General features: G+C 38.7%; 13 protein-coding genes. 8 read left to right on the top strand and 5 right to left on the bottom strand.

Translation table 11 applies throughout. The features are described from left to right. Nucleotides 1-205 precede the first annotated feature (205 nt). Entirely contained in the window at nucleotides 206-2443 is a 2238-nt protein-coding gene (locus ACT53H_RS03285; protein ID WP_004790788.1) for an NADP-dependent isocitrate dehydrogenase, read from the top strand. Between the two features lie 113 nt (nucleotides 2444-2556). Here the strand turns inward: ACT53H_RS03285 and ACT53H_RS03280 are convergent, their stop codons facing one another. Then, a complete protein-coding gene (locus tag ACT53H_RS03280; protein WP_238611835.1) occupies nucleotides 2557-3345 on the bottom strand; it encodes an rRNA large subunit pseudouridine synthase E in 789 nt (262 codons plus the stop codon). Nucleotides 3346-3541: 196 nt separating this feature from the next. On the opposite strand from ACT53H_RS03280, the gene icd reads away from it, so the two are divergent. Then, entirely contained in the window at nucleotides 3542-4798 is a 1257-nt protein-coding gene (gene icd / locus ACT53H_RS03275) for an NADP-dependent isocitrate dehydrogenase (RefSeq protein WP_476008610.1), read from the top strand. A gap of 35 nt (nucleotides 4799-4833) precedes the next feature. Here the strand turns inward: icd and ACT53H_RS03270 are convergent, their stop codons facing one another. Both ACT53H_RS03270 and ACT53H_RS03265 read right to left on the bottom strand, forming a co-directional pair. Beyond that, a complete protein-coding gene (locus ACT53H_RS03270; RefSeq protein ID WP_476008609.1) occupies nucleotides 4834-4959 on the bottom strand; it encodes a hypothetical protein in 126 nt (41 codons plus the stop codon). Next, on the bottom strand, nucleotides 4956-6134 hold the full coding sequence (locus ACT53H_RS03265; RefSeq protein ID WP_476008608.1) for a YbfB/YjiJ family MFS transporter: 1179 nt from the start codon (nucleotides 6132-6134) through the stop codon (nucleotides 4956-4958). The genes ACT53H_RS03270 and ACT53H_RS03265 overlap by 4 nt, the downstream gene beginning before the upstream one ends. A 96-nt stretch (nucleotides 6135-6230) precedes the next feature. On the opposite strand from ACT53H_RS03265, the gene ACT53H_RS03260 reads away from it, so the two are divergent. The 4 genes from ACT53H_RS03260 (at nucleotide 6231) to ACT53H_RS03245 (ending at nucleotide 12565) form a co-directional block, all read left to right on the top strand. Further along, complete coding sequence (locus ACT53H_RS03260; RefSeq protein ID WP_476008607.1) at nucleotides 6231-7112, top strand: LysR family transcriptional regulator; 882 nt, start codon at nucleotides 6231-6233, stop codon at nucleotides 7110-7112. A 208-nt stretch (nucleotides 7113-7320) separates the two neighbouring features. Next, entirely contained in the window at nucleotides 7321-8715 is a 1395-nt protein-coding gene (locus tag ACT53H_RS03255; protein ID WP_238611830.1) for an L-cystine transporter, read from the top strand. A gap of 149 nt (nucleotides 8716-8864) precedes the next feature. Continuing rightward, nucleotides 8865-9680, top strand: coding sequence for a PhzF family phenazine biosynthesis protein (locus ACT53H_RS03250; protein WP_476008606.1), 816 nt, complete (start codon nucleotides 8865-8867; stop codon nucleotides 9678-9680). Nucleotides 9681-9802: 122 nt separating this feature from the next. Beyond that, the gene (locus ACT53H_RS03245; protein ID WP_476008605.1) at nucleotides 9803-12565 is read left to right on the top strand and encodes a M16 family metallopeptidase; all 2763 of its coding nucleotides are present in this window, start codon (nucleotides 9803-9805) and stop codon (nucleotides 12563-12565) included. A gap of 61 nt (nucleotides 12566-12626) precedes the next feature. On the opposite strand, the gene ACT53H_RS03240 is transcribed toward ACT53H_RS03245, so the two are convergent. Continuing rightward, nucleotides 12627-13010 (bottom strand): DUF3144 domain-containing protein, encoded by a 384-nt coding sequence (locus ACT53H_RS03240; protein WP_312821053.1) that lies wholly within the window; start codon nucleotides 13008-13010, stop codon nucleotides 12627-12629. 107 nt (nucleotides 13011-13117) lie between these two features. Here ACT53H_RS03240 and ACT53H_RS03235 point away from each other — a divergent pair, with 107 nt between their 5' ends. Further along, nucleotides 13118-13750 carry a hypothetical protein gene (locus tag ACT53H_RS03235; protein ID WP_107882845.1) on the top strand — a complete coding sequence of 211 codons (633 nt, stop codon included), beginning with the start codon at nucleotides 13118-13120 and terminating at the stop codon, nucleotides 13748-13750. A 35-nt stretch (nucleotides 13751-13785) separates the two neighbouring features. Here the strand turns inward: ACT53H_RS03235 and ACT53H_RS03230 are convergent, their stop codons facing one another. Beyond that, entirely contained in the window at nucleotides 13786-15249 is a 1464-nt protein-coding gene (locus tag ACT53H_RS03230; RefSeq protein WP_476008604.1) for a CYTH and CHAD domain-containing protein, read from the bottom strand. A 165-nt stretch (nucleotides 15250-15414) separates the two neighbouring features. On the opposite strand from ACT53H_RS03230, the gene ACT53H_RS03225 reads away from it, so the two are divergent. Next, nucleotides 15415-15798: an Mpo1-like protein gene (locus ACT53H_RS03225; RefSeq protein ID WP_111854442.1), complete on the top strand. Its 384-nt coding sequence runs from the start codon at nucleotides 15415-15417 to the stop codon at nucleotides 15796-15798. The last annotated feature ends 10 nt before the right edge of the window (nucleotides 15799-15808 follow it).

Below are 15808 nucleotides of genomic sequence, written 5' to 3'. Positions count from 1 at the left end.
ATTACAATGACTTAGATATCAGAAAATTATCTATATATTTGAATTATGTATTATTTCGCTGCGAAATGTCGTTATCACTGGATATTTCGTTGACTGGAAGGCAATGAGAGCCGATACTCTCAGGGTTTTATTTAAGCATATCGGTTCGTAGGCACTGGGCCAAAAGCTCGGTCCTCAATACTCAATCAAACGGAAGGGGCTATATATGGCTGGTGAAAAGTCAACTATTATTTACACACTGACTGACGAGGCGCCACTATTGGCGACCTATTCGCTACTGCCGATCATTGAGACCTTTACTAAGCCAGCTGGCATCGAGATTATTAAAAGTGACATCTCTGTAGCTGCACGTGTGCTCGCAGAATTCGCTGATTACCTAAGTGAAGAGCAAAAGGTATCCGACAACCTTGCAGAGCTTGGTCGTCTTACACAAGATCCAGATACTAACATTATCAAACTCCCGAACATTAGTGCGTCTGTTGCGCAATTAACTGCATGTATCAAAGAGCTTCAATCAAAAGGCTATGCAATTCCTGATTATCCGGAAAATCCTGCAACCGAAGAAGAAAAATCAATCAAAGCTCGTTATGGTAAGTGCCTTGGTTCAGCAGTAAACCCTGTTCTTCGTGAAGGTAACTCTGACCGCCGTGCTCCAGCAGCAGTTAAAAACTATGCGAAAAAACACCCTCATTCAATGAGCGAGTGGAAACAGTGGTCACAAACTCACGTTTCACATATGGAAGAAGGTGACTTCTACCATGGTGAAAAATCAATGACACTTGATCGCGCACGTAATGTGAAAATGGAACTTATCACGAACAGTGGTAAGAGCATTGTTCTTAAGCCGAAAGTTGCGTTACAAGACGGCGAAATCATTGATTCAATGTTCATGAGCAAGAAAGCACTTTGTGATTTCTATGAAAAAGAACTTGATGATTGTAAAGAAGCAGGAATTTTATTCTCTTTACACGTTAAAGCAACAATGATGAAAGTTTCACACCCGATCGTTTTCGGTCACTGTGTGAAAATCTACTACAAAGAAGCTTTCGAAAAACACGGTAAGTTATTTGACGAATTAGGCATTAACGTTAATAACGGTATGGCTGGGTTATACGAAAAAATCGAAACTCTTCCTACTTCATTACGTGAAGAAATCATTGAAGACTTACATGCTTGTCAAGAACACCGTCCTGCACTTGCAATGGTTGACTCGGCAAAAGGCATCACAAACTTCCACTCACCAAACGACATTATCGTTGATGCTTCTATGCCAGCAATGATTCGTGCCGGTGGTAAAATGTGGGGTGCTGATGGTAAGCAATATGATGCTAAAGCTGTTATGCCAGAATCAACATTTGCCCGTATTTACCAAGAAATGATCAACTTCTGTAAGTGGCATGGTAACTTCGATCCGAAGACTATGGGTACTGTACCGAACGTTGGCTTGATGGCTCAAAAAGCTGAAGAATACGGTTCTCACGACAAGACTTTTGAAATTTCAGAAGCTGGTATTGCAAATATTACCGATCTTGACACTGGTGAAGTGTTATTGACTCAAAATGTTGAAGAAGGCGATATCTGGCGTATGTGTCAGGTTAAAGATGCTCCGATTCGTGACTGGGTAAAACTTGCAGTAACTCGTGCACGTAACTCAGGCATGCCTGCAATCTTCTGGCTTGACCCGTACCGTCCACACGAAAATGAATTGATCAAGAAAGTACAAACGTATTTAAAAGATCATGACACGACTGGTCTTGATATCCAGATTATGTCTCAAGTTCGTGCAATGCGTTACACACTTGAGCGTGTAGTACGTGGTCTAGATACTATTTCTGTGACTGGTAACATCTTACGTGACTATTTAACTGACTTGTTCCCAATTATGGAACTTGGTACTTCTGCGAAAATGTTATCTATCGTTCCGCTTATGGCGGGTGGTGGTATGTACGAGACTGGTGCAGGTGGTTCAGCACCAAAACACGTACAGCAGCTTGTTGAAGAAAACCACTTACGTTGGGATTCGCTTGGTGAGTTCCTTGCTCTAGCTGCTTCTTTAGAAGAAATGGGCATTAAAGAAAATAATGCTCGTGCTAAGTTACTTGCGAAGACTCTTGATGAAGCGACTGACAAGTTACTTGATAATGGTAAGTCTCCATCACGCCGTACAGGTGAGATTGACAACCGTGGTAGCCATTTCTACTTGTCTCTTTACTGGGCAGAAGCACTTGCTGCACAGAACGAAGATGCTGAGTTAAAAGCTAAATTTGCTTCACTTGCAAAAACTTTAGCTGAAGAAGAACCGAAGATTGTTGCTGAACTTGCTCAAGTACAAGGTAAACCAGCTGACATCGGTGGTTACTATGCAATTGATAAAGCAAAAGTAGATGCTGTAATGCGTCCAAGTGCTACATTTAATGCAGCTCTTGCAACTGTTGGTGCTTAATTACTAACTCGTTAGTGAATAGCTCAAAAGCCGGTGTATAAACACCGGCTTTTTATTTTAAAAATAAATGGCATTAAAAAAGCCCACCGAAGTGAGCTTTGAAAATTTAGATCTTAACGACTATTACGTCCACGACCGCGTGGTGCTTTTGTATTTGGACGAGTTGTACCATTAGTCTTACGACGTGGTTTTTCACTTTCATCCATTTGCCAAATACGTTTTGTACCCGACTTTTTCGCAGAACCATCTTTGTTTTTACGAACCATCGGTTTGCCGCCAGTACCACCTGGTTTTTTCACATATGAACGTGAACGATAAGGCTCTTCCGCAGGAACATCTTTAAAGTCAGGATAAAGCAAAGGCTCAATTTCTTTCACATCACCCGGTTTTAAACCGAGTTGAACTAAATCAATTGAACCAATTTTAGTACGAATTAAACGTAAAGTTGGAAAACCTACCGCAGAAGTCATACGACGAACTTGGCGGTTACGACCTTCGCAAATTGAAATTTCGATCCAAGATGTTGGAATATTTGCACGATAACGTACAGGTGGGTTACGTTCCCATAACCACTCAGGTTCACTTACTTTAACGGCAGTCGCTGGAAGCGTCATACCATCATTAAGTTCTACACCTTTACGAAGCTGCTCAAGCGCTTCTTCAGTTACATCGCCATCAACTTGAACTAAATACGTTTTGTATTTTTTATTTGCAGGATTGGTAATGAACTGGTTAAGACCACCATGATCGGTTAAAAAGACTAAACCCTCAGAGTCCATATCAAGACGGCCTGCCAAGCGTAAAGTCGGGTCATCAACAAAGTCAGAGACGGTCATATGCGCTTCGTCTTTACGAAACTGGGAGAGAACGTCATAAGGCTTGTTGAGAATGACAATTTTCATAAAAAATGGCTTCTTCTTTCAAATAACTAGAGAAAACATTGAGCTATATTTAAGTGTGAAATTTGCTTATTTCCCACATAAATCTCAAAAAGAATTAAATTCGATTAAGCTATTATGCGTTAATAAAAGTTGAAAGTATTGTTTATCGATAATTATTTTTAGTTAATTAAGTATTATAAAAGGGAGAATTTACACAATGGGTTATCAGAAGATCGTGGTTCCTGCTGACGGCGACAAAATTAAAGTAAATGCAGACCTGTCGCTGAACGTACCAAATCATCCAATCATTCCTTTCATTGAAGGTGATGGTATTGGTGTAGATATTACGCCAACCATGAAAGCAGTCGTGGATGCTGCTATTTTAAAAGCTTATGGTGGCAAGCGTTCAATCGAATGGATGGAAGTGTATTGTGGTGAAAAAGCCAATAAAATTTATGGCAACTACATGCCAGAAGAAACTTTCGAAGCACTTCGAGAATTCGTTGTATCAATCAAAGGCCCATTAACGACTCCAGTGGGTGGAGGCATTCGTTCACTCAATGTTGCCTTACGCCAAGAATTAGATCTATATGTTTGCGTACGTCCAGTACGTTGGTTTGAAGGTGTTCCTTCACCTGTTCAGCATCCAGAATTAACAGATATGGTGATTTTCCGTGAGAACTCGGAAGATATCTATGCAGGTATTGAATGGAAAGCTGATTCTGAAGAAGCTAAAAAAGTGATTAGGTTTCTTCAAGAAGAAATGGGTGTCACAAAAATCCGTTTTCCTGAAGGATGTGGAATTGGAATTAAACCTGTATCGAAAGAAGGTTCACAGCGTTTAGTCCGTAAAGCCATTCAGTTCGCAATCGATAATGACAAGCCTTCTGTAACCCTTGTTCACAAGGGCAATATCATGAAATATACCGAAGGGGCATTTAAAGAGTGGGGTTATGAATTGGCTCTAGATCGTTTCGGTGGAGAATTAATTGATGGTGGTCCATGGGTTAAAATTAAAAATCCTAGAACTGGTAAAGACATCATTATTAAAGATGTCATTGCAGATGCCTTTTTACAACAGATCCTCATGCGTCCAGCAGATTACTCGGTTATTGCTACCCTAAATTTAAATGGTGATTATATTTCTGATGCTTTAGCCGCAGAGGTAGGCGGCATTGGTATTGCACCAGGTGCAAATATTGGTGGTGCAATTGCAGTTTATGAAGCAACTCATGGTACTGCGCCTAAATATGCAGGTCAGGATAAAGTAAACCCGGGTTCTATTATTCTTTCTGCGGAAATGATGCTACGTGATATGGGATGGACAGAAGCTGCTGATCTGATCATTAAAGGAATTGCTGGAGCGATTGCAGCTAAAACCGTAACTTATGATTTTGAGCGCCTAATGCCGGGTGCAACCTTATTACGTTGTTCTGAATTTGGTGATGCGATTATCAAACACATGGGAGAGTAGTCTTCTATTAAAAAGCCCTCAGTTGAGGGCTTTCTTTATTGCATAAATTCGGGATGTTTCGGAGTTTTAATAAAACCAGTTTTCTTTTGATAACTCTGGTCTAGGGCTTGAATAATAAGAACGAAAGCAACTAGAAATAAAGGAAAGAACAGAGTTTTCACGATTTGGTTTCTCCGAGAGTTGAGGTGAAAGAAGGGCGTACAGGAAATAAAAGGCAAACCGCAAAAAGAAGAACGATTCCACCCAAAAGAAAGAGATGGGCATAAGACCAATGCAAATGATGCAAAGTACTTATGACAACCCCACCTAAAAGCTGAGTGCTAGCAAACCCAATGGTGGCAAGGCTCCAAAGCTTTTGATAACGTTGCTCATAAATCTGTAGCAGACTATAAGAACTAATAAATACGGTTGCGGGAGTGAGTAAGCCTGTCAGAAGCGAAGATAAGGCCAGTAAAGAAGTGGTCTGTGAAAGGAAAGGCAAAACAACGGCTAGGCAGTAAATGCCATATAACCATTTAATGGCCTGTATATATCCCACTATTCGGCTTAAGCAATAAGCGACAAATGCACCAATGCAGCTTCCCACTCCATAGAGAACCCAAAATAAATTCCTTTGCTGTAAGGGAAAATGCAGAGTTCCAGATAAATAATCCATCCAAAACAAAGAATGTGGAATATAGGCAAAGGCACTACACATATAGGCAATAATAATCACCAGACCTAAATGTGATTTTTGTGAGGCTTGTAAAGTAGTAAATTGCAGTTTAATCATCTGGGCAGTATTGCTACTTAATAAGCGATAAAGAGTTAAGCTTCCTAAGAGAGAAATACCTGCAAAAATATCCCAAACATAATGCACGGGCATATTTTTAAGTAGGGGAATAATAATGGTGGCAGATAAAACCCCCACACCAATTCCGCTAAATCCTAAAAAATTAACTTTTAATCTTTGCGTGGTGGGAATGTATTTCATTGCAAAGCTAGGTGCCAAAATCATAAGTAAACCACCGGCAATACCTGAAATCGTACGCCAGACAATGAACCACATCAGAGGCATATCCATGAATGAACAGCAAAGTAGGCTAAGGCTACCAGCTATAGCCGAAAGTACGATGAGGGATGGGATGTACTTTTCTTTAACACTCAATAGTGCTAATAAGGCACCCATCAGATATCCCAATAAATTTGCACTGCCTAAGTAACTGGCAAAATCATGGGTCCAGTGGTACTGCTCGATCATGATGGGCATGAGGGCAGTATAGGAAAATCTAAAAACACCTATTCCCAAACAAGTTGCCAAAAAGACAACTGAGCTCATTCGATAAAATGTAGACATGAGAAGACGCTCAATTTTTTTATTATTAAAAGCGAGTTTATCAATCATTAAAAATGATTTAATATGATATTAATTATCTTGTTTTGAGATAGTGGTATGTTGCTTAAGTCTCTAGAGTTTTTTTTAGCGGTTGCAGAGAGTGGAAGTTTTTCATTGGCTGCACAAAAAATGTATACGGTTCAATCGAATATCACGAGCCATATAAAAAAACTTGAAGAAGAGTTGGGGGTTATTCTATTCAATCGTAATAATCCTGTGACTTTAACGAATGCCGGACAACAGCTACATAGTTATGCTGTTCAAATGATTGCATTGCACGATAAAGCTAAGAAAATCTTTCAAGAAGGTGATATTGACCCGAATGAAACCATTCGCTTGGGTAGCATGGAAACAACCGCAGCAATACGTTTGCCACAGTTGCTCAATCAATCTATGCAGCAATATCCGACTTTACCTATTGAGCTTCAAACTCATCCAACAGGTTATTTATTAAATGCTGTGCATAGGGGGGAATTAGATTGCGCCTTTGTTGCCTCTAAACATGCGATTCCAGAGCTATATAGTTTTCCTGTGTGGCATGAAGAGCTGGTTTTGGTTTGTCCTAAGCAACAACAGAGTTTTCCAGATAAGACAACCCTTGCAAAGACTAGATTTATTGCATTTCGGCAAGGTTGTTCATATCGACATGCCATAGAGCTTTTCTTGAATGATTTTAGTATTCCGCCTTCGCAAATTATGGAAATGGGAAGCCTTGACGGAATCGTGAGTTGTGTAGAGTTGGGTGTTGGTTTTGCTTTATTACCGAAATCATATCTCACAAAAGTTGCAGATAAAGTTTCAGTCAATTCTTTTGCACTAAATACAGAATCTGCTTTTTTTACTACATATTTAGTTGCCCAGTTACCAGAAACATGGGGAACCAATTTAAAGCAATTTATTCATTTTATTGAGCAACAATTTGAATTAAAGGTTGCTTAAGTAGAGGCTGATTTTTATACATAAATATCTCACTTAATTTATAAGTTAAAAGTGATATATATGTATTTAAAAGTCATTTTATATTCTCACGCAAGTTTGTAATCATCTTGATGCTATAAAATTGTTGAAAAGGGTAGTTTATATAGGCCGGCTATGGTCAAATATGCCCCCTTGAAAGATGACACAAGCAATAATTTGGAGTTTGGGAATGAATATACCCTTAATCATCAATATTGTGGTTTTTGTCGGGTTAATATTTTTACTCGCCCAAACACGTAAAACAGACTGGAGCTTATCGAAAAAAGTTCTGGCTGGCTTAGTTCTAGGTGTAGTGTTTGGTTTAGGACTACATTTGATTTATGGCGGTGGCCATCCGATTCTTGCTGAATCTATTAGCTGGTTTAATATCGTTGGAAACGGCTATGTAAAACTTTTACAAATGGTCGTTATGCCTTTGGTATTTGTGTCTATTTTGGGAGCGGTTGCAAAATTACACCAAGCCTCATCTTTAGGCAAAATCAGTTTCTATACGATCGGCACTTTACTCTTTACAACGCTGATTGCTGCACTCGTAGGTGTATTTGTTACTAACCTATTTGGCTTAACAGCAAAAGGTTTAGTGCAAGGTGCTGCTGAAACTGCACGCTTGACTGCCATTAATACAGATTATGTAAGCAAAGTTACCGATTTAAGTGTACCGCAATTTATTCTTTCCTTCATTCCAACTAATCCATTTGCTGAATTGACGGGTGCAAACCCGACTTCGATTATTAGTGTGGTTATTTTTGCGGTCTTTTTAGGGATAGCAGCACTCAACCTAATGAAAGATGACGCAGAGAAAGGCCAGCGTATTTTAACTGCAATTCAGACTTTGCAGTCTTGGGTAATGAAGCTGGTTCGTCTAGTGATGACACTTACACCGTATGGTGTTTTTGCACTTATGACAAAAGTTGTAGCAAGTTCGAATGTCGCAGATATCTTAAACCTTGGTGGTTTCTTGGTGGCATCTTATTTAGGTCTAGCTATCATGTTTGTCGTGCATGCCATTATTTTGACCCTGACAGGTGTTTCTCCAGTTAAGTTCTTCAAAAAAGTTGCTCCTGTTTTGACATTTGCATTTACCAGTCGTTCAAGTGCTGCCAGTATTCCGCTCAGTATCGAAACCCAAACTCGTCGTTTAGGTATTCCTGAATCTATTGCAAGTTTTTCTGCTTCTTTTGGGGCAACGATTGGTCAAAATGGCTGTGCAGGTTTATATCCAGCAATGCTCGCGGTGATGGTTGCGCCAACCATGGGGATTAACACTCTAGATCCAATGTGGATTGCATCGTTGGTTGGTATTGTGACTTTAAGTTCAATTGGGGTTGCTGGAGTAGGTGGCGGTGCGACTTTCGCTGCGCTAATCGTGCTTCCTGCCATGGGTTTACCTGTGACTTTAGTTGCACTTCTTATTTCAATTGAACCGTTAATTGATATGGGGCGTACTGCATTAAACGTAAATGGTTCAATGACTGCGGGCGTAGTTACGAGTCAATTGATGGGTCAGACTGATAAAGAAATATTAAATAGTGAAGATGAAATTGAGTTAACTCAACATCATTAAAAGCTGATATTAAACGGCTCATCTACTCTGGATGAGCCGTTTTTTTATATGTGTGAATTGCCACTGTGATGTTAATTTTTAAAAAACTGTATCTGTTTTTCTTTTAAATAATTTTCGAAAATGAGTCTATTACAAAAGAGAGTACTATCATGAAAATGTATCAAGTCGACGCTTTTACAAAAGAGCTATTTCGTGGAAATCCGGCTGCTGTGATTGTTGAAAAAGAATGGCTAGATGCAGATTTAATGCAGAAGATAGCACTTGAAAATAACTTGTCTGAAACTGCGTTTGTAAAAATCATAGACGCTGAAAATTATGAAATCCGTTGGTTTACTCCAACGGTTGAAGTTGATTTCTGTGGACATGCCACACTTGCTAGCGCTTCTGTAATCTTTAAAGATTTTACCGAGAAAAAGACAATTAATTTTCATGTTCGAAACTTAGGTCTTTTTATCGTTCATCAAGATGATGATGGCAAAATCAGAATGGATTTTCCGATTCGTAAGGCTCATCAAGTCGAAGATTACCCAGCTGTTTTACGTGAGGCATTAACCAAACCTTTTAAAGCGGTTTATCAAAATGTTCAGGCCTACATTGTTGAGTATGAATCAGTACAAGATGTGTTAGATGAGCAGCCTGACATGAGCTTGCTCAAAACCCTAGGTAAACGGACTGCGATTACAACGACAGGAATGGAGGTTGCAATAACCTCAAAAACAGACCAGCAATACGATTGTGTATCGCGCTATTTTGCACCTGTCGCGGGTATTAATGAGGACCCTGTTACAGGTTCAATTCATACCGCAATAGCGCCGTTATGGGCAGAAAAACTGGGCAAAAATAATATTACGGCTTATCAGGCTTCTAGCCGCGGTGGGGTTTTATATTGCAATATCCTGTCTGAAGAGCGTATTGAAATTTCAGGCTACGGAAAACTTTATATGCAAGCTGAAATTTTTCTTTAAAATATAAGGCCGTTTAAATAAACGGCTTTTTTTTCAAAACTTTACTATTAATGTCAGCTTAAATTTCCTACTATAGTCCCACAACTATTGATTTTTTATTATTCAAATTAATTGGTATTTATATGTTTATGCAGTTTAAACAACTGACTCTCTCCCTATGTATTCTTGGTTTAAGTGCTGCGTCTTTTGCACAAACCACATTAGTAAAAACCAAGCAAAATATTGAGGAATATAAATTAGATAATGGCTTTCGGGTTGTACTTGCACCGAATGACAAAGAAAATAAAATCTTTATTAATACCATTTATTTAACAGGTTCATTAAATGACCCACAAGGTAAAAGCGGTTTAGCACATTTGCTTGAGCACTTGGCTTTTAAAGGGACAAAAAACGTTAAAGGGGAAGAATTCCAGCGTCGTCTAGATCAATATACATTGATGACGAACGCCAGCACAGATTATTATTCGACCAAATATACCAATATTGTTCGTCCGGAAAAGACTGCGCTCAATGAAGTGTTATATCTTGAATCGGAACGTATGGATAAATTAGTTCTACAAGAAAAATTTGTTCCTTCTGAAATCGAAATCGTAAAACGCGAACGTGAAGTCCGTATGGATCAGCCTTTTGCTGTCCTGATGGATCAAATGTGGAAGTCAGCTTATGGTAACCAATATTTAGGTCGTTTACCGATTGGTGATTTACCTGAACTTAAATCTATTAAAATGCCTGAATTGAATCAGTTCTATCGTAGCTGGTATGCGCCTAATAATGCAGTCATGGTGATTTCAGGTAAGTTCGATAAGACAGATGTCTTAAAAACTATTGATCAATACTTTAGCCCAATCGCGGCGCGTGATGTTCCTAAGCCTGTACAGATTCCTGTGCTCGACTCTACAAAAATAAAAAATCGTCAGTTTGTGGTGAAAAAGGGGAGCGATCTCGCTAAATTCCATATCTATATGAATGGTAAAAATACCAAAATTCAGCCGACACTCGCTTTAGCGCCTTTGTTATATACCATGCAGCCAAGTGGTCACCTATACCAGAATATGGTTGAAACGGGCATTACCACAAATGTTGATGCAAGTACGTGGTTAGACCAAGATTTTAATGTGGTGTTTCTGGGTGCCATTTATGCACCAAGTAATGACCCTAAAAAAGTTGAAAGCTCTCTGCTCGCTGGTATTGAGAAAGGAAAGCCTTTTACTGAAGTTGAATTAAATCGTGTTAAGAGTTTAATGAAAACCCAAGGCGATTTAATTACTAAAGATGCGGTAGCACTTGGGTCACGTTTAAGTGATTACACCGTCGCTGGCGGACAATGGGATCAATATTTTAAAGATTTAGATTCAGTAGAAAACGTTAAGTTAGACCAAGTGAATCAAACTTTAAAACAGTTCCTTGTGGCTGAGCATCGTATTGACGGTGATATTTTGCCAACACCTGAAGATCAGAAAAAAGCTCAACAACAAAATGCAAAAGAGGCACCTAAAACTCTAGATCAGGTAGAAGCAAAGGCAGAGCCTTTAAAAGATCCAAAGGTGTATCAACAAGAAGTCGCGGAGTTTTTAAAAACTTCTAAGCAATATGTTGAAAGCAATGAGAAAAAGATTATCCGTGGAAAACTGAAAAATGGAATGAAGTACGCTTTATTCCCAGTTGAAACACGTGATGATCGTACTTATGCGACGATTACAATGGACTTCGGAACAGAAAAATCTTTATTTAATAAAGGGACGGTCGTTGATTTAACCTCATACTTATTGCTTCGTGGTTCTGATAAATACAGTTTGCAAGATATTGCTGATAAATCGATTGATGCGGGTGGCGCAGCTTATGCAAGTGCTGACGGCAATGGCATGACCATTAATATTCAATCTAAATCTGAAAAATTTGATGAGTTTTTCGAGTTTGTTCTTGATGTGATGAAAAATCCAAAATTTGAGCAATCTCAATTTGATTTAATTAAATCACAAAGTTTATCGAGCCTTGATCGCCCTTATACCGAACCAGATGTAGTAGCTGGCTTAACACTTTCACGTTTGCTTGAAGAATATCAACCGGGTGATTTGCGTTATCACTTTGAACCTGAACTGGCAAAACAGCAATTGAAAAATGCAACTCAAGAGCAAGTAAAAGAGTTGTACGAGCGTTTCTTTGCAATGAACCATGCTCAAATTGCCATTACGGGTAAATTTGATGCGAAAAAAATGCAGAAATTACTTAATCAGGAATTTGGTCGTTGGAATGGTAAACAGCCTTATCAAAAAATCTTGATTAATCATGTGGATTTTCCAGCACAGCAAGTTCATGTTTTGTCTGAGCAGCGCGAATTTGGTAGCTATCAGAGTGTGCTTTCAATTCCAGTTGGGAAAAACCATCCAGATGCATCTGCATTAATTTTACTTAACTATATTTTAGGTGAGTCTCAAATTTCATCACGTTTGGCTCAAGAGCTTCGTGAGAAAAATGCGCTAGTCTATGGTTTTGGAAGTGGGCTGCAACTTGACCGTGATACGAATGTTGGCGCCTTAAGCATTAGTGCAAATTATACTTCGGGGCGCTCAGCGCAAGTGTCTGCATCAATACATAAAGTGTTGAATGACTTGTTGAAAAATGGCGTGACTGAGCAAGAACTTGAAGCTGCTAAAGCAGATATCATGAAGAAACGAGTTACGGCATTAGAAGATGAACGTAATATTCATGGAATGTTAAATCTACAGCTTGAAACAGATAAAACATTGCAAGACCGAATTCGACATGATCAGAACTTGACTAAACTAACTGTTGCAGACGTAAATGCAGTAATTAAAAAGTATATTAAACCTGAACATTTAGTCGAAGTGATGGCTGATCAATATGGTCAGGCAGCAAAAAAATAAAGTCTTATTGCAAATAAAAAGCCACTCAATTGTGGCTTTTTATTTGGATGTTTAAATCATCTTAATGATCATGTTTATGCGTATGAAAATCTTCATTTTTACGGAAACGTAAATAATTTTCGAACTGTTCACAGTACTCATCAAAGTTATCTTCAAGCATCATTTGAAATTGTTGCACAAGGTAAGACATCACTTGATCTTTAGCAGCGCGCATTTCTTCGCCATCTTTAAAATTATTTGCTGCTACCCACGTGTTAAAACGGGCACTAGCAAACAACATTGCTGCACTTACTTGACCACGCAGTTCGGCTGGATCTGGCTTTTCACCTTTTTGCGGGCGACAAAAATCATTGGCTTGTTTAATGAATTCATCCGCACGCTCAAAGAAAACCGCATTTAACGCTTCTTCTTCAGTAATATCTGTTGCATTAATCTTTTGAGACATGACTTATTCCCGCAAAAATAGAGCTGCTTATTATAGGCAAACGCTTGCGGAAACAAAACCTTTGACTTAGTCTGTAAATAGCCTAAGTATTGGTTGGAGAGTTTAATATGCAAGATGCAATTGCTATTCAAAGTTTAAAAACAGATATTGCTTTATTACGTCAGCATGTTTTCCCACCTCAATATTTAGAGCATGTCGAAGGACTGCCGATTTATTATGGCTTGCAAGAAGAAGTCGAAAATTATTATCACCAATGGCAAGGTCTAATTGAAAGAGCACAAGAACTTTTTCAGCCATTTATGGAAGATGAATTACCAGATGCCATTCATTTGCCAAGTCATTTAAATTTACCGCTATTCTTTTTTCATGTAGACCGAATTCGGATTAATAAAACACGCGCAAAAGAATCGAAAACTTTCCGTGGTGTTGCAAGTCTTATTGAAAAATGCGGGCAGTTCGAAACTGATCAGATTTTTACGATGCAAGAATGGTTGCAAAGCGACGATACCGCGGCTCTAGTTGCTCACCGTGAATTCATTGATTTAAGAACCTATGTATTCCAGCACGGGCAAAGTGAATATACCCGTTCGCGGTTTTATACTAATGGTATTGTGTTAGGGGTTGAGCCGCATTTTAAATTGGTCGATGCTCGTGATAAACCAAGAAAGCAGCGCAGTGATAGCTATAATGACCCATTAGCAGATAATGGTGTATGGAAAGTATTTGGTAAATACAGATAAAAAGTCGCTGCATATTTACAGCGACTTTTTATAAATTACCAGAAAGTTTCAGTCTGACTAAACGTTTGTAAAGCTTTTGCTGAACGCTTTTGTAGCTGCGGTTGTTTGGCTTTTACCCAGCCTAAAGCAAACCAGAAAGATGGGTCATTTTCGACAGCTTTATTGAAAATACCTTCCGCAATAAATAAGTCGTTATAGTGACCTAAAGTGTTTTGTACAGGTTGTAGCTGTTTTAAATATTGCTGTACTTTCTTGTCAGGATAAAGACTTGAAATAAACTCAACACAATAACGTAACTGCTTAGCTTGCTTTCTTATTTTGTGCTGTTCAACAACTTCAAGCTCAGAGAAATGGTCAGCATGGCTAATCACTTTATGATGTAACTTATCTAAACTCTTTTTAATATGTTTTTTTAACCCACCAGTTTTGCTCTCTGAATCTTCTTCTGAATAAGCAAATGCTAATAAATCAAGTAATAGCTTAATCGTGTCCGCAGAGGTAAAGATTGTTGAGAGTTCTTTTGAGGGTTGGACTGAAACAGGTAGTAAAAGCTCAGGCGAACCATGTTGTTGAATGACAGGTAACACCTCGGTACGAATAGCATCTTCATCGCGAGTGTCTCCAAGCTTACGGAAAAGCTCGGCAATTTGTTCTTCCCAAACAGGGTTTAGCTCGCTAGACCAGCCAGAGAAATGTTTTAGAGCACTGCGTAAACGACGTAAACTTACACGTGCCTGATGAATATGCTCAGGTTCGGCAACTCCATCGGCAATTGCAGCCATATTTGGTAAAAATTGTCCTAAACAGTTTTCGACAATCTTTTTTAGGGCCTGTTCAGCAGTAATATCTTTATTTAATGTCAGCGCTTTGGCATGGACAGCGGGTGAAGCTGCTTGTCCCAGTGCTAATAAATTACCACGCTCGGCTTTACTTCTTACATCAAGCCAAAGGGCGTAACGATTAATCCATTGCTGTGCAAATTGAATTAGCGTTTTTACTGCGCCTTGCTTAAGTTCAAATTCGACTTCACAAATTATACTTTGTATATCTGCTGTTTTTACGACGCCGTCATCTAAACAAACTTCTATAGCCGTATTATCTGCTTCAAACACATGATAAGTGCGCTGTACATCCGTCTCAAACTGCAAACTCAGTTTTTCAGCTTGCGTTCCTAAAACCGCGTTAATTAAATCAGTTACGACTTTATTATCTTGATATAACTCAAGGTTTAAGTCAGGTTCTTGGTCACAAGCACCTAAATGAATTTCTTCTTCAACACGGTGTAGGTGGCTTTGACCTGCGGCTTTAAATGTTTGTACCCATTGATCATCTTCTTTACGTAAACGTAGGGCCATGCCATTTTTTGCGAGTAATCGATCAGGGGTATCGTAATACTTGGCCTGTAAGTGAATATATTTCGCTTTATGTTTTTTTAAGTATTGCTGGACAGTTTTTTTCTTCGATTCAGGTAACTGAAACTTTAGTTCGACTTCGACCATAATATATCTCCCTGAATCAGGTATTTAAACTATCTTGAATAAGTATAATCGCTTAGTACTAAAAGTAATGGTTTTGATAGAGAAAGTTACAATCAAATATATGTCGGTAGGCTTTTATTTAGGTGTACAATCAGGTGACGTTTTGATCAAATAAAAATCAGGAAGATGATCGTGAATGCACCAGTAAACTTTAGCCATGAAGCTCAGCCAGAGTTTGAATTGCCGATTAAAAACTATCAGGAATTTTATCGTTTTTATTTAACTGAACACCGTAACATCATGAGCAGACGTTTACATGTGGTGGGCAGCAGTATTGGCATATACTTTTTTTCAAAAGCAATTCGTAAGAAACAGGCCAAATATGTGCTCTATGGTTTGGTAGCGGGTTACGCAAATGCTTGGGTTGGACATTTTGTGTTTGAAAAAAATAAGCCTGCCAGTTTTAAACAACCTTTCTATAGCTTTATTTCTGATTGGCGAATGTTGTCTGATGTTGCACGTGGTCGTTTGAGTTTGACTGATCGCAAGCATGACAAAATACCAAGTTAATTTTACTTTC

It is taken from the genome of Acinetobacter sp. DMC2, from assembly GCF_056314305.1.
Note: the sequence above shows the minus strand (reverse complement) of the source record. Positions and strands in the feature narration are given on the sequence as shown.

Bases quoted from the DNA above. Each gene is read 5' to 3' on its own strand.
- ACT53H_RS03285 (WP_004790788.1), top strand. From the start codon at position 206: ATGGCTGGTGAAAAGTCAACTATTATTTACACACTGACTGACGAGGCG.
- ACT53H_RS03280 (WP_238611835.1), bottom strand. From the start codon at position 3,345: ATGAAAATTGTCATTCTCAACAAGCCTTATGACGTTCTCTCCCAGTTT.
- icd (WP_476008610.1), top strand. From the start codon at position 3,542: ATGGGTTATCAGAAGATCGTGGTTCCTGCTGACGGCGACAAAATTAAA.
- ACT53H_RS03265 (WP_476008608.1), bottom strand. From the start codon at position 6,134: ATGTCTACATTTTATCGAATGAGCTCAGTTGTCTTTTTGGCAACTTGT.
- ACT53H_RS03260 (WP_476008607.1), top strand. From the start codon at position 6,231: ATGTTGCTTAAGTCTCTAGAGTTTTTTTTAGCGGTTGCAGAGAGTGGA.
- ACT53H_RS03255 (WP_238611830.1), top strand. From the start codon at position 7,321: ATGAATATACCCTTAATCATCAATATTGTGGTTTTTGTCGGGTTAATA.
- ACT53H_RS03250 (WP_476008606.1), top strand. From the start codon at position 8,865: ATGAAAATGTATCAAGTCGACGCTTTTACAAAAGAGCTATTTCGTGGA.
- ACT53H_RS03245 (WP_476008605.1), top strand. From the start codon at position 9,803: ATGTTTATGCAGTTTAAACAACTGACTCTCTCCCTATGTATTCTTGGT.
- ACT53H_RS03240 (WP_312821053.1), bottom strand. From the start codon at position 13,010: ATGTCTCAAAAGATTAATGCAACAGATATTACTGAAGAAGAAGCGTTA.
- ACT53H_RS03235 (WP_107882845.1), top strand. From the start codon at position 13,118: ATGCAAGATGCAATTGCTATTCAAAGTTTAAAAACAGATATTGCTTTA.
- ACT53H_RS03230 (WP_476008604.1), bottom strand. From the start codon at position 15,249: ATGGTCGAAGTCGAACTAAAGTTTCAGTTACCTGAATCGAAGAAAAAA.
- ACT53H_RS03225 (WP_111854442.1), top strand. From the start codon at position 15,415: ATGATCGTGAATGCACCAGTAAACTTTAGCCATGAAGCTCAGCCAGAG.